Annotated in this window: 21 protein-coding genes; 8 read left to right on the forward strand and 13 right to left on the reverse strand. The window is 68.8% G+C overall.

Features of this window, described 5'->3' with window-relative positions; translation table 11 throughout:
* Positions 1 to 84: 84 nt before the first annotated feature.
* The 3 genes from BJY18_RS26105 to BJY18_RS26115 all read right to left on the reverse strand — a co-directional run bounded on the left by BJY18_RS26105 (position 85) and on the right by BJY18_RS26115 (position 1,730).
* Complete coding sequence (locus BJY18_RS26105; protein ID WP_184782582.1) at positions 85 to 330, reverse strand: hypothetical protein; 246 nt, start codon at positions 328 to 330, stop codon at positions 85 to 87.
* Between the two features lie 138 nt (positions 331 to 468).
* Positions 469 to 783, reverse strand: a complete 315-nt coding sequence (locus tag BJY18_RS26110; RefSeq protein WP_184782583.1) for a DMT family transporter — start codon at positions 781 to 783, stop codon at positions 469 to 471.
* Between the two features lie 185 nt (positions 784 to 968).
* Positions 969 to 1,730, reverse strand: a complete 762-nt coding sequence (locus tag BJY18_RS26115) for a class I SAM-dependent methyltransferase (RefSeq protein ID WP_184782584.1) — start codon at positions 1,728 to 1,730, stop codon at positions 969 to 971.
* Between the two features lie 82 nt (positions 1,731 to 1,812).
* Between BJY18_RS26115 and lysS the strand changes: the two genes are divergently transcribed.
* Both lysS and BJY18_RS26125 read left to right on the forward strand, forming a co-directional pair.
* Positions 1,813 to 3,321 (forward strand): lysine--tRNA ligase, encoded by a 1,509-nt coding sequence (gene lysS / locus BJY18_RS26120; RefSeq protein WP_184782585.1) that lies wholly within the window; start codon positions 1,813 to 1,815, stop codon positions 3,319 to 3,321.
* 151 nt (positions 3,322 to 3,472) lie between these two features.
* Positions 3,473 to 3,826 (forward strand): histone-like nucleoid-structuring protein Lsr2, encoded by a 354-nt coding sequence (locus tag BJY18_RS26125; RefSeq protein ID WP_184782586.1) that lies wholly within the window; start codon positions 3,473 to 3,475, stop codon positions 3,824 to 3,826.
* Positions 3,827 to 3,960: 134 nt separating this feature from the next.
* Here BJY18_RS26125 and BJY18_RS26130 read toward each other — a convergent pair whose 3' ends face one another.
* Entirely contained in the window at positions 3,961 to 4,782 is an 822-nt protein-coding gene (locus BJY18_RS26130; protein ID WP_184782587.1) for an AraC family transcriptional regulator, read from the reverse strand.
* Positions 4,783 to 4,848: 66 nt separating this feature from the next.
* On the opposite strand from BJY18_RS26130, the gene BJY18_RS26135 reads away from it, so the two are divergent.
* Positions 4,849 to 5,409, forward strand: a complete 561-nt coding sequence (locus tag BJY18_RS26135) for a TIGR03086 family metal-binding protein (RefSeq protein ID WP_184782588.1) — start codon at positions 4,849 to 4,851, stop codon at positions 5,407 to 5,409.
* Between the two features lie 17 nt (positions 5,410 to 5,426).
* Here BJY18_RS26135 and BJY18_RS26140 read toward each other — a convergent pair whose 3' ends face one another.
* On the reverse strand, positions 5,427 to 6,257 hold the full coding sequence (locus BJY18_RS26140; protein ID WP_184782589.1) for a (2Fe-2S)-binding protein: 831 nt from the start codon (positions 6,255 to 6,257) through the stop codon (positions 5,427 to 5,429).
* A gap of 369 nt (positions 6,258 to 6,626) precedes the next feature.
* On the opposite strand from BJY18_RS26140, the gene BJY18_RS26145 reads away from it, so the two are divergent.
* The 3 genes from BJY18_RS26145 (at position 6,627) to BJY18_RS26155 (ending at position 12,306) form a co-directional block, all read left to right on the forward strand.
* The gene (locus BJY18_RS26145) at positions 6,627 to 9,176 is read left to right on the forward strand and encodes an ATP-dependent Clp protease ATP-binding subunit (protein WP_184782590.1); all 2,550 of its coding nucleotides are present in this window, start codon (positions 6,627 to 6,629) and stop codon (positions 9,174 to 9,176) included.
* A gap of 118 nt (positions 9,177 to 9,294) precedes the next feature.
* Positions 9,295 to 10,284, forward strand: coding sequence for a protein kinase family protein (locus BJY18_RS26150; RefSeq protein ID WP_184782591.1), 990 nt, complete (start codon positions 9,295 to 9,297; stop codon positions 10,282 to 10,284).
* A gap of 33 nt (positions 10,285 to 10,317) precedes the next feature.
* On the forward strand, positions 10,318 to 12,306 hold the full coding sequence (locus BJY18_RS26155; RefSeq protein WP_184782592.1) for an Hsp70 family protein: 1,989 nt from the start codon (positions 10,318 to 10,320) through the stop codon (positions 12,304 to 12,306).
* A gap of 6 nt (positions 12,307 to 12,312) precedes the next feature.
* Here BJY18_RS26155 and pcp read toward each other — a convergent pair whose 3' ends face one another.
* Complete coding sequence (gene pcp, locus BJY18_RS26160; RefSeq protein WP_184782593.1) at positions 12,313 to 12,921, reverse strand: pyroglutamyl-peptidase I; 609 nt, start codon at positions 12,919 to 12,921, stop codon at positions 12,313 to 12,315.
* Complete coding sequence (locus BJY18_RS26165; protein ID WP_184782594.1) at positions 12,918 to 14,363, reverse strand: M1 family metallopeptidase; 1,446 nt, start codon at positions 14,361 to 14,363, stop codon at positions 12,918 to 12,920. Before BJY18_RS26165 ends, pcp begins: the two co-directional genes overlap by 4 nt.
* 144 nt (positions 14,364 to 14,507) lie before the next feature.
* Between BJY18_RS26165 and BJY18_RS26170 the strand changes: the two genes are divergently transcribed.
* Positions 14,508 to 17,690, forward strand: a complete 3,183-nt coding sequence (locus tag BJY18_RS26170; protein ID WP_184782595.1) for an AfsR/SARP family transcriptional regulator — start codon at positions 14,508 to 14,510, stop codon at positions 17,688 to 17,690.
* Here the strand turns inward: BJY18_RS26170 and BJY18_RS26175 are convergent.
* From BJY18_RS26175 to BJY18_RS26200, 6 genes are all read right to left on the reverse strand, one after another.
* Positions 17,679 to 18,401 carry an ESX secretion-associated protein EspG gene (locus BJY18_RS26175; RefSeq protein WP_184782596.1) on the reverse strand — a complete coding sequence of 241 codons (723 nt, stop codon included), beginning with the start codon at positions 18,399 to 18,401 and terminating at the stop codon, positions 17,679 to 17,681. The genes BJY18_RS26170 and BJY18_RS26175 overlap by 12 nt on opposite strands.
* 2 nt (positions 18,402 to 18,403) lie before the next feature.
* A complete protein-coding gene (locus BJY18_RS26180) occupies positions 18,404 to 19,711 on the reverse strand; it encodes a WXG100 family type VII secretion target (RefSeq protein WP_184782597.1) in 1,308 nt (435 codons plus the stop codon).
* Positions 19,711 to 20,331, reverse strand: coding sequence for a DUF3558 domain-containing protein (locus BJY18_RS26185; protein WP_184782598.1), 621 nt, complete (start codon positions 20,329 to 20,331; stop codon positions 19,711 to 19,713). The genes BJY18_RS26180 and BJY18_RS26185 overlap by 1 nt, the downstream gene beginning before the upstream one ends.
* Positions 20,324 to 20,803 (reverse strand): hypothetical protein, encoded by a 480-nt coding sequence (locus tag BJY18_RS26190; protein ID WP_184782599.1) that lies wholly within the window; start codon positions 20,801 to 20,803, stop codon positions 20,324 to 20,326. Before BJY18_RS26190 ends, BJY18_RS26185 begins: the two co-directional genes overlap by 8 nt.
* A 92-nt stretch (positions 20,804 to 20,895) precedes the next feature.
* Positions 20,896 to 21,696 (reverse strand): ABC transporter permease, encoded by an 801-nt coding sequence (locus BJY18_RS26195; RefSeq protein ID WP_184782600.1) that lies wholly within the window; start codon positions 21,694 to 21,696, stop codon positions 20,896 to 20,898.
* Positions 21,693 to 22,670, reverse strand: a complete 978-nt coding sequence (locus BJY18_RS26200; RefSeq protein ID WP_184782601.1) for an ATP-binding cassette domain-containing protein — start codon at positions 22,668 to 22,670, stop codon at positions 21,693 to 21,695. Before BJY18_RS26200 ends, BJY18_RS26195 begins: the two co-directional genes overlap by 4 nt.
* Before the next feature lie 123 nt (positions 22,671 to 22,793).
* On the opposite strand from BJY18_RS26200, the gene BJY18_RS26205 reads away from it, so the two are divergent.
* On the forward strand, positions 22,794 to 23,747 hold the full coding sequence (locus BJY18_RS26205; RefSeq protein ID WP_184782602.1) for an endonuclease/exonuclease/phosphatase family protein: 954 nt from the start codon (positions 22,794 to 22,796) through the stop codon (positions 23,745 to 23,747).
* The last annotated feature ends 111 nt before the right edge of the window (positions 23,748 to 23,858 follow it).

Below are 23,858 nucleotides of genomic sequence, written 5' to 3' on the forward strand. Positions count from 1 at the left end.
GGCCACCGCTGGTGGCGCTCGACCACCAGTACAACGTCGGTGGGATTCCGATCAGGAAACCGCCGCCCGCGATGCAGAGCCCGGTCAGGAAAAAGGGACGAGCCTTTTCCATGCCGAGCGCCGCAGCCGGACCACCGCTGCCGCCACGCCGACGAGCAGACCGGCGCCGGTGGCGTACAGACCGAGGAGGAAGAAGCCGGCGGCTCCGATATTGGCACCGCTGTTCGGTGGCGTGGTGATCTCGGCGAGGAATCCCATGCCCAGCAATACGGCCCCGGCGGCGATCAGCCAGACCGCGGCGATCGCCGGGCGTCCGGGAATGGTCCTCACGCTTTTTCCCGCTGACTGGCTTGTGCGCGCCGCGGCGCTGCGACCTCATTCACGGTTCCCGCCTCCCTCATAGTGGCTTCCCTGCGTTGCGGACGGCCAGCCGTGGTGCGTGGCCCGTAGCTGACCCTGGATGAGGCGTCAGTGGAGCAGCTTCAGGCCCACGACGCCGGCGACGATCAGCACCAGACAGGCGATCCGACCGAAGGACGCCGGATCGTGCAGCGCGAAGATGCCGTAGAGGGCCGTCCCCACCGCGCCGATGCCGACCCACACCGCATAACCGGTGCCGATCGGGATGGCGCGCAGGGAGTAAGCGAGCCCGGACATGCTCAGCAGCAGGGCCACGCCGAACAGCAGGCTCGGCCACAGTTTGCTGAAACCCTTGGACGCGGCGAGCGCGGAGGCCCACACGGTTTCGAGAACGCCGGAGAAAACCAGAACGAGCCAGGCCATGATCAATCCTTTCGCAGTGGCTGGTCAGTCACTGCACCGTCTTGTCCTGACCGGGTACGTAGTGTCTGCCTCGGCTCCGCCGAGGCGGCGAGATCGCCCTGAGCCTATTTCTTCCTTCCCGGTCTGTCCGGCCGGGGGCCGGACAGACCGCTCAGTCCAGAAATAGGCGCGATCTCGCGATGTGGTCAGCTTCGGCGGGCGCGGAGCACCGTGGTGAGCAGTGGGTAATCGAATTCCCCGCCCGCGGTTTCCGGCGCCGCTTCCAGGTGGGCGCGGGCCTTGGCCAGCATGCGGTCGCGGTCGGCAGGCTCGGCGACCAGGAAAGCCGAATGCGTGGCGAGCGTCTCCACCAGCGATTCGGTGGTGCGCCGGTGGCTGTGCCGGAACACCTCCCGTTCGAACGGCTCGAAACCCTCGGCGGTCAGCGGCTCACCTCGTACCGCGCTGTGACTCACCTTGGTGAAGATCAACCGGGAGAATGCGCCGACCCACGGCACCGAATCGTCGTCGTAGTTCCACAGCGCGGCCACCACACCGCCCGGCCGCAGCACCCGGCGGATCTCGGCGAACGCGGCGACCTGGTCGAACCAGTGCAGCGCCTGACCGATGAACACCGCGTCCACCGAGGCGTCCGGCAACGGGATGTCCTCCGCCGTGCCTGACCGGGCGGGCACGTCCGGCAGCAGCCGGGTCAGTTCGGCGAGCATGTCCGGGTCGGGCTCCATTGCGGTCACCGAACGACCGGTCGTGACCAGCCCGGCGGTGAGCTTCCCGGTGCCCGCGGCGAGGTCGAGCACCGCACGGACCGGATGGCCCGCACCGGCCATCGCCCACTCGAGTGCCGCATCGGGGTAATCGGGACGGTGCTCGGCGTAAGCGGCCGCCTGGCCGCCGAAGGACGAGGCGCGCCGGGCGTGCAGTTGCGCATCGGCAGTGGTATCGCTCACCGCGCCCACTCTAATACCGGCGTGTATGCGGTAAGGGTAATCCGGTTGACGTCCGCCACCAGCGGCTTCGTACGCTGTGGCCATGACCGAATTCCCCGCGTCCGACGCGTTGCCCGATGACGACCTGCCCGAACAGATGCGGGTGCGCCGGGACAAGCGCGACCGGATAATCGCGGAGGGTGCCGATCCTTACCCGGTCGAGGTTCCCCGGACGCACACGCTGGCCGAGATCCGCGCCGCGCACTCCGGCCTGGAACCGGACACCGCGACCGGTGCGATCGCCGGTGTCACCGGGCGGGTCATGTTTCTGCGCAATACCGGCAAACTCTGTTTCGCCACTCTTCGTGAGGGTGACGGTACCGAACTGCAGGCGATGCTGAGTCTCGCCAGGGTCGGCGAGGAGGCACTCTCCGCGTGGAAGTCCGATGTCGATCTCGGTGACCACGTATTCGTGCACGGCGAGGTGATCACCTCCAAGCGCGGTGAGCTTTCCGTGCTGGCCGAGACGTGGCAGCTCACCTCGAAGTCACTGCGGCCGTTGCCGGTGGCGTTCAAGGAGCTGGCCGAGGAAACGCGAATCCGGCAGCGTTACGTCGATCTGATCATGCGGCCGCGGGCCCGTGACGTGGTGCGCACTCGCGCCGGGGTCGTGCGTTCCCTGCGTGACTCGTTCCACCGCCGTGGATTCACCGAGGTGGAGACGCCGATGCTGCAGACGCTGCACGGCGGTGCCTCGGCCCGGCCCTTCGCGACCCATTCGAATGCCTTCGACCTCGATCTCTACCTGCGTATCGCGCCGGAGCTCTACCTCAAGCGCTGTGTGGTCGGCGGGATCGAGAAGGTCTTCGAGATCAACCGCAACTTCCGTAACGAGGGCAGCGACTCCTCGCACTCGCCGGAGTTCGCGATGCTCGAGTACTACGAGGCTTACGCCACTTACGACACGAATGCCGTGATGACTCGCGAACTCGTCCAGGAGGCCGCGGAGAACGTACTCGGGTCGCAGGTCGTCACGCTCGCCGACGGAACGGACTACGACCTGTCCGGCGAATGGACCACACTGGGCATGTACGAGTCGCTGTCGGAAGCACTGGGTGAGGAAGTGACCCCGGAGACGCCGGCCGCGCATCTGCACGAGATCGCGCAGAGCCGGCAGATCGAGGTGGATCCGGCACTCGCCCACGGCAAACTGGTCGAAGAACTCTGGGAACACCTCGTCGGAGACGATCTGCGGGCGCCCACATTCGTCCGTGATTTTCCCCTCGAGACCTCACCGCTCACCCGGCAGCACCGCACCAGGGCCGGGGTTGCCGAGAAGTGGGATCTCTACGTGCGCGGTTTCGAACTCGCCACCGGATACTCCGAGCTGGTGGATCCCGTGGTGGAACGGCAGCGCCTCACCGAACAGTCGCGGCTGGCCGCGTCCGGGGATAGCGAGGCCATGCGGCTGGATGAGGATTTCCTCCGTGCGCTCGAGTACGGAATGCCGCCGAGCGGCGGCGTGGGAATGGGTATCGACCGGCTGCTCATGGCACTGACCGGGCTCGGTATCCGGGAGACGATCCTCTTCCCGCTCGTCCGGCCCGAATAACCGCCTCGCCGGGTGCGCCGCGACGGGATTATCCGCATTGCGGATTTGCACTCGGGGGATCGAGCGGGTATTAATACAGGAGACAAAGACTTCTGTCCCCCGGGGCTTGCCCCGTACCCAGATCATTCGTAAGCCCCGCAGGAGGAAACAGATGGCGCAGAAGGTGCTGGTCTCCCTGGTCGACGACCTCGACGGCAGTGAGGCGGAGGAGACCGTCGAGTTCGGTTTGGACGGGGTGAGCTACCAGATCGATCTGTCTTCGGAAAACGCCGAAGAGTTGCGTGACGCGCTCGCCCAGTACGTCGAACACGCGCGCCGCGCCGGTGGCCGCAAGCGCGCGCCGCTGCGTCCGGTCGCCGGTGGCAAGGCTCCGGCCCGCCCGGCCGCGGTCGACCGCGAGCAGAACCAGGCCATTCGCGCCTGGGCCCGCAAGAACGGTTTCCAGGTTTCCGACCGCGGGCGCATCCCGTCCGAGGTCGTGGAGGCTTACCACAAGAAGAACTGACCTCGGAACCCGTCGCGGCGCCACATCCCGGTGCCGGGCGAATTCCGCGGACCCGCCTGCGCTCGAGAAACCCGCGAGAACGCCGCGAGAACGCGGAGCGGGCAACCGGACAGTGTGGTCACGGCCGCCGGGGTTCATTCCCGGCGGCCGTTTCCGTTGTCCGGCATCGGGTCGTGTGCGGATCGGCTGAACGCGCCAGGCGACCGTCCGGTCACTGCCCGGAAATCACGGATGAAGTGTGGTTGGTCGCTGTAACCGAGCCGCGTGGCCAGTCCGGCGTAATCCGGGGCCGGTTCGGCGGCGAGTACCCGCGCGGCTTCGTCGAGCCGGTAAATCCGGATGGCCTGCTTGGGGGTGCTGCCGACGTGTTCGGCGAACAACCGTTGCAGTGCCCGTACGGATACTCCGGTAGCCGCCGCAAGGTGTGTCACCCGGGTGATTCCGGCGTCGGCCGCGATTGTTTCCACTGCCTCGGCCGCCGCTCGCCCCGCGGTGGTGACGGGACGCCGGCATGCCATCAGCAAGTTGTCGATTGCAGTGATCATTTCTTCGTCGGTCCGTGCATTCCTGATCCGGGTGGCGACGTCGGCCGCGTTCGCACCGAAGATCTCGGTCACGTCGACGGATCGGCCCGCCACCGTGCGCACCGGAGCATTGAGGAAGGGGCGGAAGCACCCGGGCCGCCACCGCGCCGCGATCCCGTGCACCCGGCCTTCCAACCGGTAGGTGAACACGTCGCGCATGGGCCCGTGCACCGCGGTGGTGCCAGGGAAGAAGGTGACGTGCACGGACAGGTTGGGCAGCACCCGTTGCACGTGGGGTTCGGTGAGGTCCCAGCGGAGCAGCCAGTAGTACTCGACGAGCTCACGCAGCTCGGCCGCGGGCGGATGCCGGACGAGCGTGAACTTGGTCCTGGCGACCTGCTCGTCCACGATGCCGCGAGGGATCCGGTGCATGCCAAGCACGGTAATGCGTCGCGTTAATTCAAGACGTCGCTTCCGGGCTGTGCTTGGCTGCTCGCCATGTCCGACCACTCCGCTCTGCTCGCCCCGGCCGCGACCGAACTGCTGCGGGTCGCGGCCGCGGTGCCTTCGCTGGATGCGCACACCGGTTGCGCCGACTACGACGTACGCGGCTTGCTCGACCACCTTCTGTACTGGGGTCCGCGACTGGCGGCAGCCGGACGGCGGGAGTCGTCTGCGGCACCGGAGTCCGACGTCGCACTGGTCGAGGACGACTGGCCGGCGCTTCTCGAGAAGCAGACCGAAGAGCTGGTCGCTGCGTTCGCTTCGGCTTCGGCCTGGACCGGCACTGTGACGTTCGGTCCGGCGGAGCTGCCGGCCGCGGTCGTCGGGGACATGGTCCTCGGTGAGTTCGTATTGCACGGCTGGGACCTCGCGCGAGCCAGCGGCACCACGCTGTCGTGCTCCGACGACGCCGCGGCCGCGGTTCTCGCTTCAGCGGTCGCGATGGGCGAGCGAGCACGTTCGACAGGTGTCTACGGCGCGGAAGTCCCGGTGCCCGTCACCGCGCCCTTGCTGGACCGCGCGCTCGGCGCGTCCGGGCGAGACCCGTACGCCTGAACTTCACTCGATGTGGTTCAACGCTGGCAGGTGCGTGGACACTCTTCGCACTCTGCCTCGCCAGGCAGAAGGTAGGAGAAGCAGCAACTCTCGCGACGCCGTTCCCATACGCGGTGGCCTTCGTCGTCGACTGTGGTCCGCAGCTTGGACGCTGAGGTGAGTGGGCGGTAGCGCGCGTCGAGCACGAGGGCCGCGTCCGCGACACCGGCACCTTCCGCCTCCGGCGTGCCACCTTGCCGCCCCGCCCACCAGAGAGAGTTGTCGAGCGCGTCGGTGGCAGCAGCCCACAGCATTCGACGGCCAAGCCGCGTACCCGGCGCGTACGCACGCACGAAGCGGGCTGCGTGCGCAATGAACTGCGCGCGCAACACCGCGGCCAGCGCCCGCTCGTCTCGGACGACTGTGGCCTCCGGTCGTGCGGAGCCAGGGTCGGTAGGCAGGCAGTAGAAGGCCTCACCGAGCACGGCGATGCCTGCCGGATGCGGACGGTCTTCGCCGAGGCCGAAGGCCAGGTGTTCGGGCTTCAACGACGGCACCCGCCGTTCGTGGTGCAGCAAAAGCGCGCCGGCGTACGCGGGAACGTGGAGGTACCACGACATCACGTAACCGGCCGCAGTGCGCTCGGGAGCCGCACCATGGTTCTCGGTGAGCCAGGCGGACAGCCGGGCTCGCCAGCCGGCGAAAAGCGTCGGCTGCTCCAGGAGTTCCGCACAGCGAAACCAGCCGCCAGGGACGTCCGCACGCAGCTCGCCGCGCTGCTGGCGGCTGCCGGCCCGCCGCAGCGACGACGCGAGGTCGTCGCCGATCGCGTGGGCGTCACCGCTCGTGCGGGACCGCTGCGGGTTCACCGGGCCACTCGTCCTCTCGGCAACTGTATTAGGTCTGCCTAACCTAACCGAGTGGGGAGGATTGCGCCAATCGGGTGCCCGCCAGGTGGACGGTACGCGAAAGCGGCCGTGTTCGCGCTCAGCGGACAGGGGTGGCCGACCGGAATCGGAGCGCGGTCCCGTACGTTCCAGTGGGGGTAAAGGTGCAGCGCAACCGGCTGACCAGAAGTGCCCGTACGGGGCACCGGCCGGTCGCGAAGGGGCCACCGGAAGCCGTAGTGGTACGCATCCGCGACTGCTTGGCTACTAGAGTGGTCTCACGGTGCTGTCCGCCGTGGGTGCGTTCCACGGGGGTTACGGGCCGCCGACGCAGCAGTCGAGGGAGTGCGCATGTTTGAAAGGTTCACCGACCGCGCGAGGCGGGTGGTCGTCCTGGCCCAGGAAGAGGCCCGGATGCTCAACCACAACTACATCGGCACCGAGCACATCCTCCTGGGTCTGATCCACGAGGGTGAGGGTGTCGCCGCCAAGGCGCTCGAATCGCTGGGCATCGCCCTCGAGGGGGTGCGCCAGCAGGTCGAGGAAATCATCGGCCAGGGCCAGCAGGCGCCGAGCGGGCACATCCCGTTCACGCCGCGGGCGAAGAAGGTGCTGGAGCTGTCGCTGCGCGAAGCGCTGCAGCTCGGCCACAACTATATCGGTACCGAGCACATTCTGCTCGGCCTGATCCGCGAGGGCGAGGGCGTCGCCGCCCAGGTCCTCGTGAAGCTCGGTGCGGACCTCAACCGGGTGCGCCAGCAGGTGCTGCAGCTGCTGTCCGGCTACCAGACCGGGGAGAAGTCCACCGAGAGCGGCTCCGGCCGTGGCGAGGGCACCCCGTCCTCGTCGCTGGTGCTCGACCAGTTCGGCCGCAACATGACCGTGCTCGCCCGCGAGGGCAAGCTCGACCCGGTCATCGGGCGCGGCAAGGAGATCGAGCGGGTCATGCAGGTGCTGTCCCGCCGGACCAAGAACAACCCGGTGCTCATCGGCGAGCCGGGCGTCGGCAAGACCGCCGTCGTCGAGGGGCTCGCGCAGAGCATCGTCAAGGGCGAGGTGCCCGAGACGCTCAAGGACAAGCAGCTCTACACGCTGGACCTGGGCTCCCTGGTCGCCGGCTCGCGCTACCGCGGTGACTTCGAAGAGCGCCTGAAGAAGGTGCTCAAGGAGATCAAGACCCGCGGCGACATCATCCTGTTCATCGACGAGCTGCACACGCTCGTCGGCGCGGGTGCCGCCGAGGGGGCCATCGACGCGGCCTCGATCCTGAAGCCGATGCTGGCCCGCGGTGAGCTGCAGACGATCGGTGCGACCACGCTCGAGGAGTACCGCAAGTACATCGAGAAGGACGCCGCGCTGGAGCGCCGCTTCCAGCCGATCCAGGTGGGCGAGCCGTCGCTCGAGCACACCATCGAGATCCTCAAGGGCCTGCGCGACCGGTACGAGGCGCACCACCGCGTGTCGATCACCGACTCGGCGCTGGTCGCGGCCGCCACGTTGGCCGACCGCTACATCAACGACCGGTTCCTGCCGGACAAGGCGATCGACCTGATCGACGAGGCCGGTGCCCGGATGCGCATCCGCCGGATGACCGCGCCGCCGGACCTGCGTGAGTTCGACGAGAAGATCGCCGACGTCCGCCGGGACAAGGAGTCCGCGATCGACGCGCAGGACTTCGAGCGGGCCGCCCGGCTGCGGGACGAGGAGAAGACCCTCCTCGGGCAGAAGGGCGAGCGCGAGAAGCAGTGGAAGGACGGCGACCTCGACGTCGTCGCCGAGGTGGACGACGAGCAGATCGCGGAGGTGCTGGCCAACTGGACCGGTATCCCGGTGTTCAAGCTCACCGAGGAGGAGACCACCCGGCTGCTGCGCATGGAGGAAGAGCTCCACAAGCGCATCATCGGCCAGGAGGACGCGGTCAAGGCCGTCTCCCAGGCGATCCGCCGTACCCGGGCCGGTCTGAAGGACCCGAAGCGCCCGTCCGGTTCGTTCATCTTCGCCGGCCCGTCCGGGGTCGGGAAGACCGAGCTGTCCAAGGCGCTGGCGTCGTTCCTGTTCGGTGAGGACGATGCGCTCATCCAGATCGACATGGGTGAGTTCCACGACCGCTACACCGCTTCCCGGCTGTTCGGTGCCCCTCCGGGCTACGTCGGCTACGAAGAGGGCGGCCAGCTGACCGAGAAGGTGCGGCGCAAGCCGTTCTCGGTGGTGCTGTTCGACGAGATCGAGAAGGCGCACCAGGAGATCTACAACACTCTCCTGCAGGTGCTGGAAGACGGTCGCCTCACCGACGGCCAGGGTCGCACGGTCGACTTCAAGAACACGGTCCTGATCTTCACCTCGAACCTGGGTACCGCGGACATCTCGAAGTCCGTGAGCCTCGGCTTCTCCTCCGGAGCGGACACGACCAACCGCTACGAGAAGATGAAGCAAAAGGTCAACGAGGAAATGAAGAAGCATTTCCGGCCGGAGTTCCTGAACCGGATCGACGACATCATCGTCTTCCACCAGCTCACCCAGGACCAGATCATCGAGATGGTCGACCTGATGATCGGCCGGGTGGAAACGCAGCTCAAGGCCAAGGACATGGAGATCGAGCTGACCGCGAAGGCCAAGGCACTGCTGGCCAAGCGCGGCTTCGACCCCGTGCTCGGTGCCCGTCCGCTGCGCCGCACCATCCAGCGCGAGGTCGAGGACCAGCTGTCGGAGAAGATCCTCTTCGGCGAGGTCGAGGCCGGCCAGATCATCCTGGTCGACGTCGAAGGCTGGAGCGGCAACTCCGAGGACCGCGACGACGAGGCCCACTTCACCTTCCGCGGTGAGAAGCGCCCCGCCTCGGTTCCGGACGCCCCGCCGGTCAGCATCGGAGCGGCGGAAAACGGCGAGTCCGAGAACGACTGAGGACGGCACGGGTCCTGGGCCGACTGAGCACAGCACGGTCCGAGAACGACTGATACAGCACGATCTGAGAAGGGCGGTTCCCCACGGGGAGCCGCCCTTCTCCGTATCGTCGGGTCGCATGGAGGATTCCCGGCTCACCCGCCACCTCCGCGTGGCCACGGCGCTCGCGCTGCTCAGCGACCGGCAGCTGCTCGACCGGCTCGGTGCCGCCGAGGTGGTCGCCGAGGGCATCGGCGGCACTGGCGTGCGGCTCGACGTCGACGGCGTGCCGGTGTTCGCGAAGCGCGTGCCCCTGACCGACCTCGAACGGCGGCATCCGCACTCCACCGCGAACCTCTACGGCCTGCCGGTCTTCTGTCACTACGGCCTCGGGTCGCCGGAGGGCTCGGCGTGGCGCGAACTGGCCGCGCACGTCATGGCCACCGGCTGGGTGCTCGCCGGCGAGTGCGAGCACTTCCCGCTGCTGCACCACTGGCGCGTGCTGCCGGTGGCCGCGGGCAGGGTCCCCGACCGCGGCTTCGAGGAGGACCTCGCGTACTGGGGTGGTTCGGATGCCGTGCGCCGCCGCCTCACCGAGCTGGACGAGACGACGTCGAGCGTCGTGCTGTTCTGCGAGTACGTGCCGACGACCTTGCACAGCTGGCTTCCCACGCACCTCGACCAGGTCGAGCGCGTGGAGCAGCAGCTGTTCACCACCGTCGCGTTTCTGCGGCAACGCGACCTGCTGCATTTCGACGCCCATTTCGGCAACTTCCTCACCGACGGCGACCGCCTCCACCTCGCCGACTTCGGCCTCGCGCTCTCGCGGCGCTTCGACCTGAACGCCGAGGAGCGCGAGTTCGCCGAACTGCACGTCGGGTACGACGAGGCTTACGTGTCGATGCACCTGGTGAACTGGCTGGTCACGGAGCTGTGCGGCACGGGGGACCGCCCTGCGCGGGTGGCGGCCGTCCGGCGGGCCGCGGCGGGCGAGCTGACGCTGCCGGAGCCCGTCGCGTCGGTCGTCGCCCGGCACGCGGCCACGGCTGTGGTGCTCAACGACTTCTTCGACCGGGTGGCCGAACGCCGGGAGACCCCCTTCCCGGCGGGTTCTGTCCCCTGTTCGTGAGACGATGGGCCGGGGAGCTCAGAGGGGGAGAAAGTGGACGTCCTGTCGATCGATTTCGGCACTTCGAGCACGGTCGGTGTGCTCTCGGCGTTCGGGCGTGGTCCTCGGGCCATCGAGATCGACGGTTCGGTCACCATGTCCTCGGCGGTCTACGCCACCGAGAATGGCGTGCTCGTCGTCGGGCAGGACGCCGAACGGCAGGCCAGGATCGACCCGAGCCGGTTCGAGCCGAGCCCGAAGCGGCGGATCGGCGACGGCGAACTGCTGCTCGGTGACCGGGTGGTTCCGGTCGTCGACGTGTTCGCCGCGGTGCTGCGCCGGATGGGCGAGGAGGTCGAGCGCCAGCTTTCCCGGCGCCCGGACGAGGTGCGCCTTTCGCATCCGGCGGGCTGGGGCACCTCGCGACAGGAGACGCTGCGGGCCGCTGCCGCCCAGGCCGGCTTCAGCGGTGTCCGGCTGGTGCCCGAGCCCGTCGCCGCGGCCGCGCACTACGCGTCGCTGGGTACCCGGATCGACGGTCCGCTCGCGGTCTACGACCTCGGTGCCGGAACGTTCGACTGCGCGGTGGTCGGTCTCGGTGCCGGCGGATTCTCCGTCCTCGCCGAGGACGGACTTCCGGACCTGGGCAGTCTCGACATCGACCAGGCCCTGCTCGTCCACATCGGACGGTCGGTTTCGCACGCCGATCCCGCGCAGTGGCAACGATTGCTGCGTCCGCAGACCACCGCCGACCGGCGGCAGCGGCGGGCCCTGCTGCAGGACGTCCGTGATGCCAAGGAAAGCTTGTCCCGGCATTCGCAGACCGACGTGCCCATGCCAGATCCGTTCGGGGACGTGCTGGTCACCAGGGCGGAGCTGGAAGCACTCGTGCGGCCGAGCCTGTTGCGCAGCGCCGAACTGCTCGCCGCCATGATCCACCGCGCCGGTCTGACCCCGGCCCGGCTCGGCGGCGTCTACCTCGTCGGTGGCCCGAGCCGGATGCCACTGCTGGCCGACCTGGTCGGCCGGACCCTCGGCGTGGTCCCGACCACCCAGGACCAGCCCGAAACGGCGGTCGCTTTCGGTCTCCACCACGTCCCGCTGAGCGGAGCTGCGGCGGAAAGCCCTTACGCAGCCACCGCTCTGCCAGCTTCGCACCAGACGTCGCAGCAAGCTCCGGCGCAACCTCGACCCACGGCTTCCCAGCAGACCTCGCGGCAAACAACGGCGCAGCTCCAACCCATGGCGAAGCCGCAACCCTTGTCCCCACAGCACTTCTCCGGCATCGGACAGCCCTCGTCGCAAACCCAGCCCCAGCCCCAAACTCCGGCCCAAGTCCCGCAACCGTGGTCGCAGTCCGGCGGGTCGGGAGTTCCCTCCGCCGGGCCGGTCCGTAAGCCTGCGTCGAAGCCGAACCGCAAGCCGCTCCTGATCCTGGCCGTCGTTCTGCCGGTCGTGGTCGTCGCGGCGCTGGTCACCGTCTTCGCCACGCGCGGCGGAGGCCAGGACAACACGGCCGGCGCGAACACCGCCGCCGAAACCCCAGCTGCCGCGGGCACCCGGCTTTCGTCAGCCCAGAGTCCGGCGGGGCAGTCCGTGGCCGGATGCGATGATTCCGGGTCTTCGAAGCCGCGAGACGGACTGACGTCGTGCATGCGCCGGCTGGCCGGCACCGTGGCGACCCGGGCGAGCTGTTCCGACGAGCCGGAGATCGCCGACAGCATCGGTGCCGGGCGGGCGGCGTTCTGCCGGTTCCCGCAGGGCAGTTACTCCGTCACCTATTACGAGGGCATCGAACTCGGCAAGATCGAACGGGGCGTGCGCAAGCAGCTGGACGGCCGGATCCTCGACCGCAGGTGGCACGTCGGCGACCTGCGTGGCCGCTACATCGCCGGCATCGGCAAGAAAGCCGGCATGCTGTTCTTCCAGCCCGACGGTCTGGCGGTGACCGGAATGCTGTTCGACAACAGCGCGAACCACACCGAGCGGAAGCCCGAGGATCTCGTCCGCTATTTCGACAAGACCGTGTTGCCAGGTCAGTGAACGCGGTCAGTGCAGTGTTCCGGACGGCACGGTCACGTCCGTGGTGACCGTGCGCGCGGTGTCGACCAGAGCCTCGAGAGCTTTGGCCGATTCGGCGACCGCCAGGTCCTCGTCCGCGGGCACGTGCACGAATCCGCCGCGCAGCCCGGTGAATTCCGTGGCCAGCAGGTGCATCAACCCGTAGAAGACCTGGTTGCACACATAGGTTCCGGCGGTGAACGACACCGCGGCCGGTACCCCGGCCGCTTCGATGGCCGCCACCGCCGCCTTCACCGGCAACGTCGTGAAATACGCCGCCGGGCCGTCCTCGATCACCGGGACATCGATCGGCTGCGCCCTGGCGTTGTCCGGAATCCGGGCGTCGACGAGGTTGATCGCCACCCGCTCCGGGGTCACCGCGTGACGGCCGTTCGCCAGCCCGCTGCAGACGACCAGCGACGGCCGGTGCTGTTCGATCGCGGCACGCAGCGCCGGCAGCGCCGCGCCGAACTCACAGGGCAGTTCCACTGCCACCGTGTCGTTCCGGCGCGACGCCACCAGCGAAGCTGCCTGCCAGGAGGGGTTCGCGACCGCTCCGTCGAACGGCGCGAATCCCGTCAGCAGCACTGTCTTCATGCGGCCGGCTTCAGATCACCCGGGTAGAGGTACTGATCCGCGGGCTTGCCCGCACCGTAGACCCAGGCGTCGAAGAAGCCCTGCACGTCCTTGTGCGACACCGACTCCACGTACTGCTGGAACTGCTGCATGTTCGCGTTTCCGTTGCGGTGCAACGCCGGCCACGTCTTGAGCACCCGGTCGAAGGCGTCCTGGCCGACGTACTTGCTCAGCGCGTGGAGCATCATCGGGCCCTTCGAGTACACGGACGTGAACTCGTTGCCTGCTCCCATGTCGTACAGCTTGCCGCTCCAGAACCTGTCGCTCTCGGAGGCAACCTGTTCGCGGTACTGGTCGTCGAGGTTCACGCCGTTCTTGGCCTCGTCCCACAGCCAGGTCGCGTAGGAGGCGAAGCACTCGTTCAGGCAGACGTCCTTCCAGTGGTCCACGGCCACCGTGTCGCCGTACCATTGGTGGGCGTTCTCGTGGACGATCGTGTCCACGTTCCCGGCGCGGCCCGAATAGATCGGCCGGCTCAGCGTTTCCAGGGAAAAGCCGATCGGTTCGGCGAGGAAGATGCCACCGGCGGCGTCCACCGGGTACTTGCCGAACTTCGTCTCCAGGAAGTCGAGGATCTCCGGCAGCTTCGCCTCGGCCTGTTTGGTGGAGTCCGGAGTGCCCGGCGCGAACGCACTCACGATCGGCGTGCCGTCCTTGCGCTGCTGGCGGTCGAAAGTCCACTTGTCGATCGCGACAGTGGTCATGTACGGCGCCGTCGGCGTGTTCTCCGCCCATACGTGCGTGGTCCCACCGTCGGTGCGGTACGAACCCTTCTCCCGGCCGTTGGCGATCACGCCCCATTCGTCCGGCACCGTGATGGCGAGGTGGAACGTGGCCTTGTCGCGTGGGGTGTCGTTGACCGGGTACCAGGTGGTCGCCGACTTCGGTTCGCCCGCCGCGAACGCCCCGCCCGACTGGGCGAACTGCCAGCCGTTCTCGCCGAGCGCCGGATCGTCGATCGGCGCGGGCACGCCGTGGTAGGCGACCTCAGTGCGGAACGGCAGGCCCTTCAGCAGCGGCAGCCGGGGCGTGATCACCAGCTCGTGGTCGCCGGTGCGGGTGAACTTCGCGGGCAGGCCGTTCACGCGCACCGAGTCGACGGTGAGGCCCTTGAGGTCCAGGTCGAACGAGCTGAGCGACTGGGTCGCCCTGGCGGAGATGGTCTGCCGGCCGGTCAGCTGGTGGCTGTCCGGCGCGTAGGTGACCTTCAGGTCGTAGTCGGCCACGTCGTAGCCGCCGTTGCCGTCCTGCGGGTAGTAGCTGTCGCCGGCGCCGTCCGCGCCCGGTGTCGGCCGTCCCCAGCCGTCCTGCCCGGCGGAGGCGACTCCGGTGGCCAGGCTCAGCGTGGCGAGCGTGGCGGCGGCGGTCACCGTCGGGCGGCGCCAGCGGTTCGGGGCTCTCATGGGCGCTCCTGTTCTGTCTGCGGTTCCCCGCAACGTATCGTTCCGGCCCGCCCGCCGGGCTCGGTCAGCGCGGATATGTCCGTAAAGTCCACACTTCCGTCGGGTGCTGCTCGTTCCCGGCCGTGTTCTGGAAAGCTGGACGGTGTGTACGTGGCGTTGCTGGGACCGTTGCGGGTGGCTGGGGCCGACGGCACACCGATCGACATCGGTGGTGCCCGGCTCCGCATGCTCCTGGCCCGGCTCGCGCTGGACGCTGGCCGTTCGGTGCCGGTCGACGTGCTGATCGACGGTCTCTGGGGCGACCAACCGCCTGCCGAGGCGGGCAACGCACTGCAGTCGCTGGTCTCGCGGCTGCGCCGGGTGCTGCGGCCGGCCGGTGCGGAGCTGGAATCCGGCCCGGGTGGATACCGGCTCGCCGTACCCGCCGACGCGGTCGACGTGCACCGCTTCGAGCAGTTGGCCACCGAGGGGCGTACGGAACTGATCGCCGGGCGGGACTCGCGGGCTGCCGAGGCGCTGCGCGAGGCCGTGGACCTGTGGCGTGGTGCCGCGCTCGCGGACGTGCTCGACGCGCCGTTCGCCGCCGGGCCCGCGCGGCGTCTGGACGACCGGCACGCGGAGGTTTCCGAGGATCGGTTCGAAGCCGAGTTGCGGCTGGGCCGGCATGCCGAGGTGCTCGCCGACCTGACCGCCGCCGTTTTCCGGCACCCGTTGCGGGAGCGGCTGGTCGGCCTGCGGATCCGCGCGTTGTGCGCCTCGGGCCGGCAGGCGGACGCGCTCCTCGCCTACGAGGCCACGCGCGTCGTGCTGGCCGACGAGCTGGGCGTGGATCCGTCCGCGGAGCTGCAGGACGTGCACCTGCGGGCCTTGCGCGGTGAGTTCGCGCCGGTACCCACTGTGGTGGATCGGCTGCCGCAGCGGCTGACCAGCTTCATCGGCCGGACGGACGAGCTGAAGCTGCTGGCCGAGCTGCTCGATGACGCCCGGCTGGTGACGCTCGTCGGCCCCGGAGGGGCCGGCAAGACGCGGCTCGCCACCGAGGCGGCGTCTCGGCATCCCGCGCACGCGCGGGGCCGGGTGTGGTTCGTACCGCTCGCCGGGGTGCGTGACGGCGCGGACGTGCTCGGAGCGCTGCTGACCGCACTGGAGGTCCGCGAGGCGCGGGTGGGCGAAACCGAGGTGCTGCGCCGTCCGACGGACCTGGTGGAGCACGCCGTGGAGGCGTTGTCCGGCGCGGAATCGTTGCTGGTGCTGGACAACTGCGAGCACGTGATCGACACCGCTGCCCGGTTGCTGGACGACCTGCTGCTGCGGGTGCCGGGGCTGCGGGTGCTCGCCACCAGCCGGGAGCCGCTCGCGATCACCGGGGAAGCGCTGTGCCCGCTCGGCCCGCTGCCGGTGCCCGAAGAATCGGCCCTGCCCGGTGAGGTGGGCGCGCTCGATTCCGCGCGGCTCTTCCTCGACCGCGCGGTGGCGGTGCGGCCGGGATTCCGCCTTGACGAGTCCACAGTGGAGAAAGTGACGCAGATCTGCCGGCGGCTCGACGGGATGCCACTCGCCTTGGAGCTGGCCGCCGCGCGGTTGCGTTCGATGACCGCCGGCCAGATCGCCGAACGGCTCGACGACCGGTTCCGCCTGCTGAGCACCGGCAGCCGCACCGCGTTGCCACGGCAGCGCACGTTGCGTGCCGTGGTCGAGTGGAGCTGGGATCTGCTCACCGATACCGAACTGCTGCTGGCCAGGCGGCTGGCTGTGTTCGCGTCGAGTTTCGACGAAGCGGCAGTGGACGCCGTGTGCGCGGACGAGCAGTTGCCCGCGTCGGAAGTGGTCTATGTCCTCGGCTCACTGATCGAGAAGTCTATTGTAGACACTGTCGGCACGCGGTACCGGATGTTGGAAACCCTGCGTGCCTACGCGGCCGACCGGCTCTCCGCCTCCGGTGAAGGCGATCGGTTCCGTGCGGCGATGGTGGCCTACTACCTGGAGCTGGCCGAGCGTACCGAGCCTTTGCTGCGCGCCAGGGAACAGATCACCGCAATCGCGGTGTTCGAAACCGAGAACGACAACCTGAACACAGCCTTGCGCGCGGCAGTCGAGAAGGGCGACGGGGATTCCGCGGGGCGGTTGCTGTTCGCGATGTTCTGGTACCTCACCGTGCTCGGTCAGAGTGAGCGCGCGGAGTCCTTCGTGGCGGATGTGCTCGGGCTGGGTGATCGGTTGCCGCCGTACGTCGCCGCGAGCCTGAAGCTGAGCCAGGTCATGTTGTGGTCCAACGGTGACCCACAGCAGATGGGCGATGTCGGCGACCTGGTGGAGGAGTGCGTGCGCACGGGCGCGGTGTCCCGGAGCCGGTGGCTCGCGGTGGCCCTGCCGGTGGTGGCCTACGTCGGCGGGCACCCGGACCTGGCGCGCCGGGAGATCCGCCGGTCGATCTCCGGTGCGGACGCCTGGGGCCGTGCCGCCGGGCACTGGGCGGAAAGCTTCCTGCTGGCCGATGCGGGAGACCTGGCCGCTTCCGCCGAGGCAAGGGAGCGCGCGCACGCGGGTTTCGCCGAGGTCGGCGACCGCTGGGGTCTCGCCATGACATACAGCTTCCGCGCGTCGGACCTTTCCCAGCACGGTGACCACGACGGTGCGGTCGCCGCCTACACCGAGGGGCTGCGGCTGGCGTTGGAGCTGCGTTCGCATGACGACGTCGTCCAGCAGTGGTGGCGGCTGGCGCTGGAGCGTTCCCGCGCCGGCGACCACGCGGGCGCGCGGCGGGAACTCGACGCCGCGCACCACTACGCCGAGAGAGCGGGAAGCCGTCAGCTGCAGGTGATCCTGTTGCTGGGCTACGAAGCAGTGGCGGTGCGCGAGGGCGAGGTCGCGCGGGCCCGTGAGCTGCATCGAGAAATCCTGGACGCGCAGGAGAAGTGGCCGTTCCCGGGTCCCGGCTTCGAAAAGGAGTGGCTGGGCTCCTATGAGGCGGCCCTTCTGATCGCCGAAGAAAAGCCGGACGAAGCCGAAACCTTCGCGGTCGGCGCACTGCGCGCGGCCGCCCGCCGCACAGACATGCCCCAACTGGCCGAGGCGGTCGAAGTGCTGGCGAGGATCCGTTACCTGCAAGGGAAACTGGGTGAAGCGGCGGAGAACCTGTCCTTGGCCGCCGTGGTGTGCGGCCGGCTTGACCTGGGCAGTCCAGAAATCCGCGAGCTGATCGAAAACCTGCGACGCGACCTCGACCCTGCCCGATTCGAAGAACTCTCGACCTCCGCGCTCCGCATACCGCGTGCGGAGGCCATCGAGCAACTGTTGTCCGAATTGGACGGTGGGTCAGGACCGTAGTGCTGCTTCGATGGTACGCAGTATCCGGGTCAGATCGTCCGCACTCGCCGGGCTGATGCTGAGCCAGCCGTTCGTGACTGTGGCACTGATACGCCCTTGCTCGGTGTCGATCCAGTAAGGCGGATGTTCGTTGCGGACCCGGTCACTGCCGCGGCGGATGGCCACGTACAACCGTCCTACGTGGACACGTGGAGCCTGCATCCACTCGACTGCTCGCCGCGCGTCACGGGCGCTGCCGGTACGCGTGGGTGGTGCTTCACCATTCACCACCGCGGTGTAGTCCTGTTTCGAACACGACAGAGAGTGCAGCCTCGGCACCGGTGGGGTGTCCGGCAGGGCGGAAACCAGATCCCGGGGAGCGGTCTCGGCCGAACTGGGGTGAAGCGTGACGGTCTCGTCGTCGGCGATGGCGAGGACCGCGTCGCGGCCGCGGGAAGCGACCTGGACGGTGAAGTCGCGATCACGGATCCGCGCCCAGCAGTAGTGGTCGACGGCGGGTCGCTGCAGGAGCGCGATCACGTCGGCGAAATCGCGGGACTGCCATCCGGTGCCGGCGAGTTCCCGCTCGGCCTGCTCGTCGAGCCGGCGTTCCTCATCCGGCGGATACCACTTTTCGCCACCGATCAGGGTCGGGTGGAGTTCGTTGCCGTCGAGGCGCCGGACGAGGTTCTGGTAGGTCGCCCGGCGCAGTCGCAGGGGTGCACGCAGCACGGTCAGGCTCCGATGGTGGGCGGAGTCGGGCGCATGCCGTCGGGGTATCCGCCGAACAGCTCGTCGGCGTCCTGGTCGGGGAGGGTGACTTTCCGCTGGTGTTCCTCGTCCTCGGTGCCCTTGCCCTTGCCGGCACCGGTGCCCATGCCGGCCATCCCCGAGCTGCCCTTCGCGCCCGCCGAACCGGCGCCGCCTGGCCGCGCGACGCTCTGCCCACCGGGCAAGCCGTTGCCGGTGCGGCCGCCTTCCCCGAGCTGCTGGCCGCCGCCGAACCGAGAACCGGCGCCGCTCCCGCCGGCGCCGCTCCCGCGGGCACCCCCGCTACCTCCGTTGCCGAGTCCGCCGACGGAGCCGCGTCCGCCGCTGCCGATTCCGCCGCCAAGCCCGCCCCCGCCGACGGAGCCGGGTCCGCCGAGCCCGCCGGTCGGGGTGAAGCCGGAATCCGATCCGCCGCCTGCGGGCCCGAACGTCGGCAACAGACCGGTACCGAACCCGGGCGCGTTGCTGATCGGCGGCTTCGTTGGCGATGGCGGGTACCCCGCGATGGACGTGCCGTCTTCCGGCCCCCGACCGGACACCGGCAGGTCACCGCTGCCGGTTGTGCCGGGCGCGACACCATGCGGAGCCGGGCTGGTGACCGTGCCATGGTTGTCCGCACCAGGTGACCCGGAGTCGGCCGGGCTGTTTCCGCTGTGGTCACCGGGCATTGCACCGTGACGGCCGTGGGATCCGCTGCCTCCGGCGGTGATCCCGCCTGCTCCGCCCGGCCCGTTCGACGCGGCCCCCACGGCGAGTCCGGCCGGTGCCGCGTTCAGTACCGGGTAGTCCTTGGCGGCGGCGTTGCGATTGCCGTCGGTGGTGGCGTAGTAGGAGCCGTAGGCTGCCTTGTTGTTCTTGTCGTCGGTGTCCCACTGCGCGGCGGCCTTCTCCGAATCACTCGCGCCGAACGGCAGATAACTGGCCAGATCGTCGGTACTGGGCCGATTCGCGGCGATTTTCACGAGTTTGTTCAGGGTCCCGTGAAACCCGGAATTCTGTGCCGTGATGGACTGCGCACTACGCTCGAGATCCTGCGAAGCCTGCTGGGACGTCTGAATCAACGGCGTCAGCCCGGCCTGCGCCTTGCCGGACGCGTCGCCTTCCCACGCACTGTCGAGCTTCCCCTGCAGCTTCGCGATCCGGGTGACCAGATCCTCGTGCGCCCCCTTGAGCGCCTCGGCCGCCAACTGCCCGCTGTCCAGCGGCCCGGTGTTGCCGCCGTAACGGTGCATTCTCTCGTAGACCTCGGCCCCGGTATACCCGTCCGGCATCAGTGGCCCCCCTTTTGCAGGTAGCTGACTACGAAACCAGCGACCTTTTTTCCCACTTCGCAGCTGTCGGCAAAAGGACTCTTTAGGCCGTCGAGCGAGACTGTCATGGTGTACGAAAGATCGTCGCGCAGGCCGACGGCCAACGCGCAGAGACCAGGCGGTGGGTTGTCCGCATTGTCGTAGAAGACGCCCGGGTAACCGTCGACCGTGAAGGGTTGGAACTTTGTCAACCCACCGCTTTGCTGCCTGCCGTAGAGGCCACTGATACCGCCGTGACTGGGATCCTTGGTGAAAACGGTGGCGGTGACACCCGTGGGCGACTCCTGTGTATCGAAACGCCATGTGCAGGTCGGCCCCGTTGGGCCGTCCGGCTTCGGATCTGTGCTTTTGAATGGGGCACCGAGGCTGGTGACCTGGTCCGCCGTCATGGCGGCGCAGGGGGTCGTCTCCAATGGCGTGGGGTCCAGTGGTGCCGGAACCGGCGGCGCCCCGAATCGGAGACCGGCGGACGACGTTGCCGGCGGTGCTGTGGGGGTGGCGTTCCCGGTCGAGCCGGAGCAACCGCCGAGCGCAGCGGTGACGGCGAGCAGGCTCAGTGCGATGGGGCGGAAGTTAGGCATTGCGGTTGGTGACGCCCTTCATGTGGTCGGCGGCCTGGTGCTCCTGCTTCTGGTAAGTATCCAGGGCCTGCTGAAAAGCGTCCCGTTGCCGTTGAATCTCGTTCACCACGCTGTCGAGGAAGCTGTTGTACGAGTGACCGGCGGCGTTGAGGTCCCGCACGTAGTTCGTACTGGCTATCTCGTCACCCATTGGGGTGAACGAAGTGAGTGTCCTGGCGTGCTGTCGGGGTTCGAACTTGACCCAGTCCAGGATGTCGTCCAGTTCGGTGACGATCTCCTTGATCAGTTCCGGAGTCAGTCGGTACCCGCCACCACCGCCGGACATCGCCTCGTTGGCCTTGGCCTGGGCGCCGGCCGCTTCCTGGGCGAGCTGTTCCGGGGTCTTGTCCCGGACGTAGGTGTAGCCGGGGACCAGTGGTCCCTGCATGTTCGCCGGAATGTGCCGAACGCGCTCGACGCCGTCGTCCGTCATCGAAGGCCTCCCCAACCTGTCAACTCGAACAGACGGAGAGTAGCACGTTGTCTGCAGTTGGTGACGAAATCGAACGACGGCGGCCCCGGTTCTCAGACCCGGCGCCGGTAGGCTCGGGTGGCCAGCGGGAAGAAGACCGCCACCATGCCCGCCATCCAGATCAGTGCGCCGGCCAGTGGGGCGGCTACCGGGCCTCCGTTGAGGAGGCCGCGCAGGGCGTTGGTCAGGAAGCTCACCGGGCTGATGTCCGCCCACGCGCGCAGCCAGCCGGGCATGGTCGACGTGGACACGAAAACGTTGCTGCCGAACGTGAGTGGCATGACGAACACGAACATCAAGCCCTGCGCGGCACCCGGCGACTTCATCAGCATGCCGACGTACACCGAGGCCCAGCAGAAGCACAGGCCGAACGCGATCACCAGCAGGATCGCGATCACGAACTGCGCCGGTCCGGTCTGCACCCGGTAGCCCATCACCGTCGCCACGACCATCAACACCGCCAGGCACACCAGATACCGCACGATGTCCGCCAGCACCGCGCCGACCAGTGGTGCCGAGCGGGCGATCGGCATGGCGCGGAAGCGGTCGAACACACCCTTCGTCACGTCGGTGTTCAGCTGGGTACCAACGGTGAGGCAGGCCTGCAGGATGTTCATCACGATCACCCCGGGCACGAGGCTCTGCAGATAGTTCGCAGTCGACCCGCCGAGTGCGTTGCCGAACAGGTAGGTGAACATCAGCAGGAACACGATCGGCGCGATGGTCACGTCGGCCAGCTGCTCGGGATTCTTGCGGATCTTCAGAATTCCCCGCCATGCCAGGGAAAACGCGTGCTGGGTGGCTTGGCCGAAGCCGATTCGGCGGGGCGGGTCCATGGTCAGTGCGGCGGTCATCGGATGCTCCCCTCGAGCGGACGGTCCGGAGTGGACTCTTCGGCGGTGTGTCCGGTCAACGCCAGGAACACCTCGTCCAGGCTGGGCAGCCGCAGTGCCAGTTCGTCGGCGGCGATGCCCGCCTCGTCGAGCTTGCGGACCAAAGTGGACAGCAGAATCGGATCCGCCACCGGCGTGGTCAGCAACCCGCTGCCGCTGACGCGGGCGGGCGGCACGCCGGTGATTTCGGCCAGGATGCGGGCGACCGCGTCGAGATCGTTCGTGGACGTCGGGCGGACCTGCACGGTCTGGCCGCCGACCCGGCGCTTCAGCTCGTCCGCCCGGCCGTCGGCGACCACGTGCCCGTGGTCGAACACGGTGATCCGGTCGGCCAGCTGATCGGCCTCCTCCAGGTACTGGGTGGTGAGCAGCACCGTCGCGCCGTCCGCGACCAGGCCGCGGACGACGGCCCACACCTCGTTGCGGGCATGCGGGTCGAGCCCGGTGGTCGGCTCGTCAAGGTAGAGCACCGCGGGGCGGCCGACGAGGCTCGCGGCCAGGTCGAGCCGGCGCCGCATGCCGCCGGAGTAGGTGCGGATCGGCCGCTTCGCCGCGTCCGACAGCTCGAACCGCTCCAGCAGTTCCTTCGCGCGGGCGCGGGCGTCCGGCCGCGTCAGACCGAGCAACCGCCCGAGCAGCATCAGATTCTCGGTGCCGTTGAGGTCTTCGTCCACCGACGCGTACTGCCCGGTGAGCCCGATCAGGCTGCGCACCCGCACCGGATCCCGCACCACGTCGTAGCCGCCGACGGTGGCGTACCCGGCGTCGGGTTTCAGCAGGGTGGCCAGGATGCGGACCGCGGTCGTCTTGCCCGCGCCGTTCGGCCCGAGCACCCCCACGACGTGGCCGAACGGTACCTCCAGATCCACCCCGTCCAGCGCCTTGGTCTCCCCGAACCGCTTTGCCAGGCCTTCGGCCCGGATCGCGTGCGACATCTCTCCTCCTCCGAGACCGGTTCTGCCGCTACTGTGCCCGGCGCCGCTGACAGCGCGCGCACAACCGGCTGACACCGCCCGGCGAAAGCCGCGGTCGCAGTCCGTGACGGCATACTCGGGCGCATGGTGATGGAGGCCAAGCCGCGCAACCAGGTCGTCACGGCTCTGCTGCTGTTCGCCGGGTTGCCCCTGCTGGCCGTCGCCCTGCTGCGCACGATCGGCTACGACGGCGGCGGCTGGTACCTGACCGCGTTGCTCTCGCTTGCGCCGTACGTGGCGGTCTACGGTGCGCTGCTCGGCGCGCTGGCGTTGCTGCTCCGCCGCTGGTGGATCGGCGGGTTCGCGTTGGCGATGGTGGCGTTGCTCGCGGTCTTCGTGCTGCCCAGGGTGCTGGCCGACGACCAGCCCGAAGCGCACGGCGCGACGGTGCGGGTGATGTCGGCCAACCTCTACCTCGGCGAGGCCGACCCGGTGACGGTGGTGCGGCTCGTCCGGGAAAACCGGGTGGACGTGCTGAACCTGCTGGAGATGACCCCGGCCGCGGTGTCCGGACTGGAGAAGGCCGGGCTGTTCCAGGAGCTGCGCTACCGCGTGCTGCATCCGGCGAGCGGGGCGTCCGGCTCCGGTATCGTGTCCCGGTTCCCGCTCACCGAGGAGGACTACGCCGGGGATTCCGCGGCGAAACAGCCCGGCGCCGAGGCCGACCTCGGCGGCGGCCTCAAGCTGGAGGTCGTCGCGGTGCATCCGCGTTCGCCGGACGTCGGATTCGAGGGGTGGGAGCAGGAGCTGCGGGACCTGTCTCGGGCCATCGGGGAACACGGGCTGCGTGTGCTGGCCGGCGACTTCAACGCCACCCTCGACCACGCCGCGTTGCGCACGGTGCTGTCCCGTGGCTACGTCGACGCGGCGGCAACCCGTGGCGACGGCCTCGACCCCACCTGGCCGGCCACGATGGTCCCCTTCGCTCCGCTCGACCACGTGCTGGTCGACCGCCGCGTCGCCGTCCGTGACTACCGGGTGCTGGACGTGCCGGGTACCGACCACCACGCGGTCTACGCCGAGGTCCAACTGCCCTGACGGCCCAGCCGTGCGGCAGGTCCCTCGGACGGAGAGTGCACATCGCCGTCGACGGCGGGGCGATCCGACCACCGCGGCGGCGTACGTGCAGGCCCGCCAGGCTCAGGACGA

Source organism: Amycolatopsis jiangsuensis (assembly GCF_014204865.1).
In the GTDB taxonomy this organism is placed as follows: domain Bacteria; phylum Actinomycetota; class Actinomycetes; order Mycobacteriales; family Pseudonocardiaceae; genus Amycolatopsis; species Amycolatopsis jiangsuensis.

What these genes read in the sequence shown, in the direction of transcription:
- BJY18_RS26190 (WP_184782599.1), bottom strand. Translation starts at nt 20,803, where the DNA reads ATGACGGACGACGGCGTCGAGCGCGTTCGGCACATTCCGGCGAACATG.
- BJY18_RS26145 (WP_184782590.1), top strand. Translation starts at nt 6,627, where the DNA reads ATGTTTGAAAGGTTCACCGACCGCGCGAGGCGGGTGGTCGTCCTGGCC.
- BJY18_RS26180 (WP_184782597.1), bottom strand. Translation starts at nt 19,711, where the DNA reads ATGCCGGACGGGTATACCGGGGCCGAGGTCTACGAGAGAATGCACCGT.
- pcp (WP_184782593.1), bottom strand. Translation starts at nt 12,921, where the DNA reads ATGAAGACAGTGCTGCTGACGGGATTCGCGCCGTTCGACGGAGCGGTC.
- BJY18_RS26165 (WP_184782594.1), bottom strand. Translation starts at nt 14,363, where the DNA reads ATGAGAGCCCCGAACCGCTGGCGCCGCCCGACGGTGACCGCCGCCGCC.
- BJY18_RS26125 (WP_184782586.1), top strand. Translation starts at nt 3,473, where the DNA reads ATGGCGCAGAAGGTGCTGGTCTCCCTGGTCGACGACCTCGACGGCAGT.
- BJY18_RS26150 (WP_184782591.1), top strand. Translation starts at nt 9,295, where the DNA reads ATGGAGGATTCCCGGCTCACCCGCCACCTCCGCGTGGCCACGGCGCTC.
- BJY18_RS26110 (WP_184782583.1), bottom strand. Translation starts at nt 783, where the DNA reads ATGGCCTGGCTCGTTCTGGTTTTCTCCGGCGTTCTCGAAACCGTGTGG.
- BJY18_RS26130 (WP_184782587.1), bottom strand. Translation starts at nt 4,782, where the DNA reads ATGCACCGGATCCCTCGCGGCATCGTGGACGAGCAGGTCGCCAGGACC.
- BJY18_RS26205 (WP_184782602.1), top strand. Translation starts at nt 22,794, where the DNA reads ATGGTGATGGAGGCCAAGCCGCGCAACCAGGTCGTCACGGCTCTGCTG.
- BJY18_RS26185 (WP_184782598.1), bottom strand. Translation starts at nt 20,331, where the DNA reads ATGCCTAACTTCCGCCCCATCGCACTGAGCCTGCTCGCCGTCACCGCT.
- BJY18_RS26195 (WP_184782600.1), bottom strand. Translation starts at nt 21,696, where the DNA reads ATGACCGCCGCACTGACCATGGACCCGCCCCGCCGAATCGGCTTCGGC.
- lysS (WP_184782585.1), top strand. Translation starts at nt 1,813, where the DNA reads ATGACCGAATTCCCCGCGTCCGACGCGTTGCCCGATGACGACCTGCCC.
- BJY18_RS26135 (WP_184782588.1), top strand. Translation starts at nt 4,849, where the DNA reads ATGTCCGACCACTCCGCTCTGCTCGCCCCGGCCGCGACCGAACTGCTG.
- BJY18_RS26200 (WP_184782601.1), bottom strand. Translation starts at nt 22,670, where the DNA reads ATGTCGCACGCGATCCGGGCCGAAGGCCTGGCAAAGCGGTTCGGGGAG.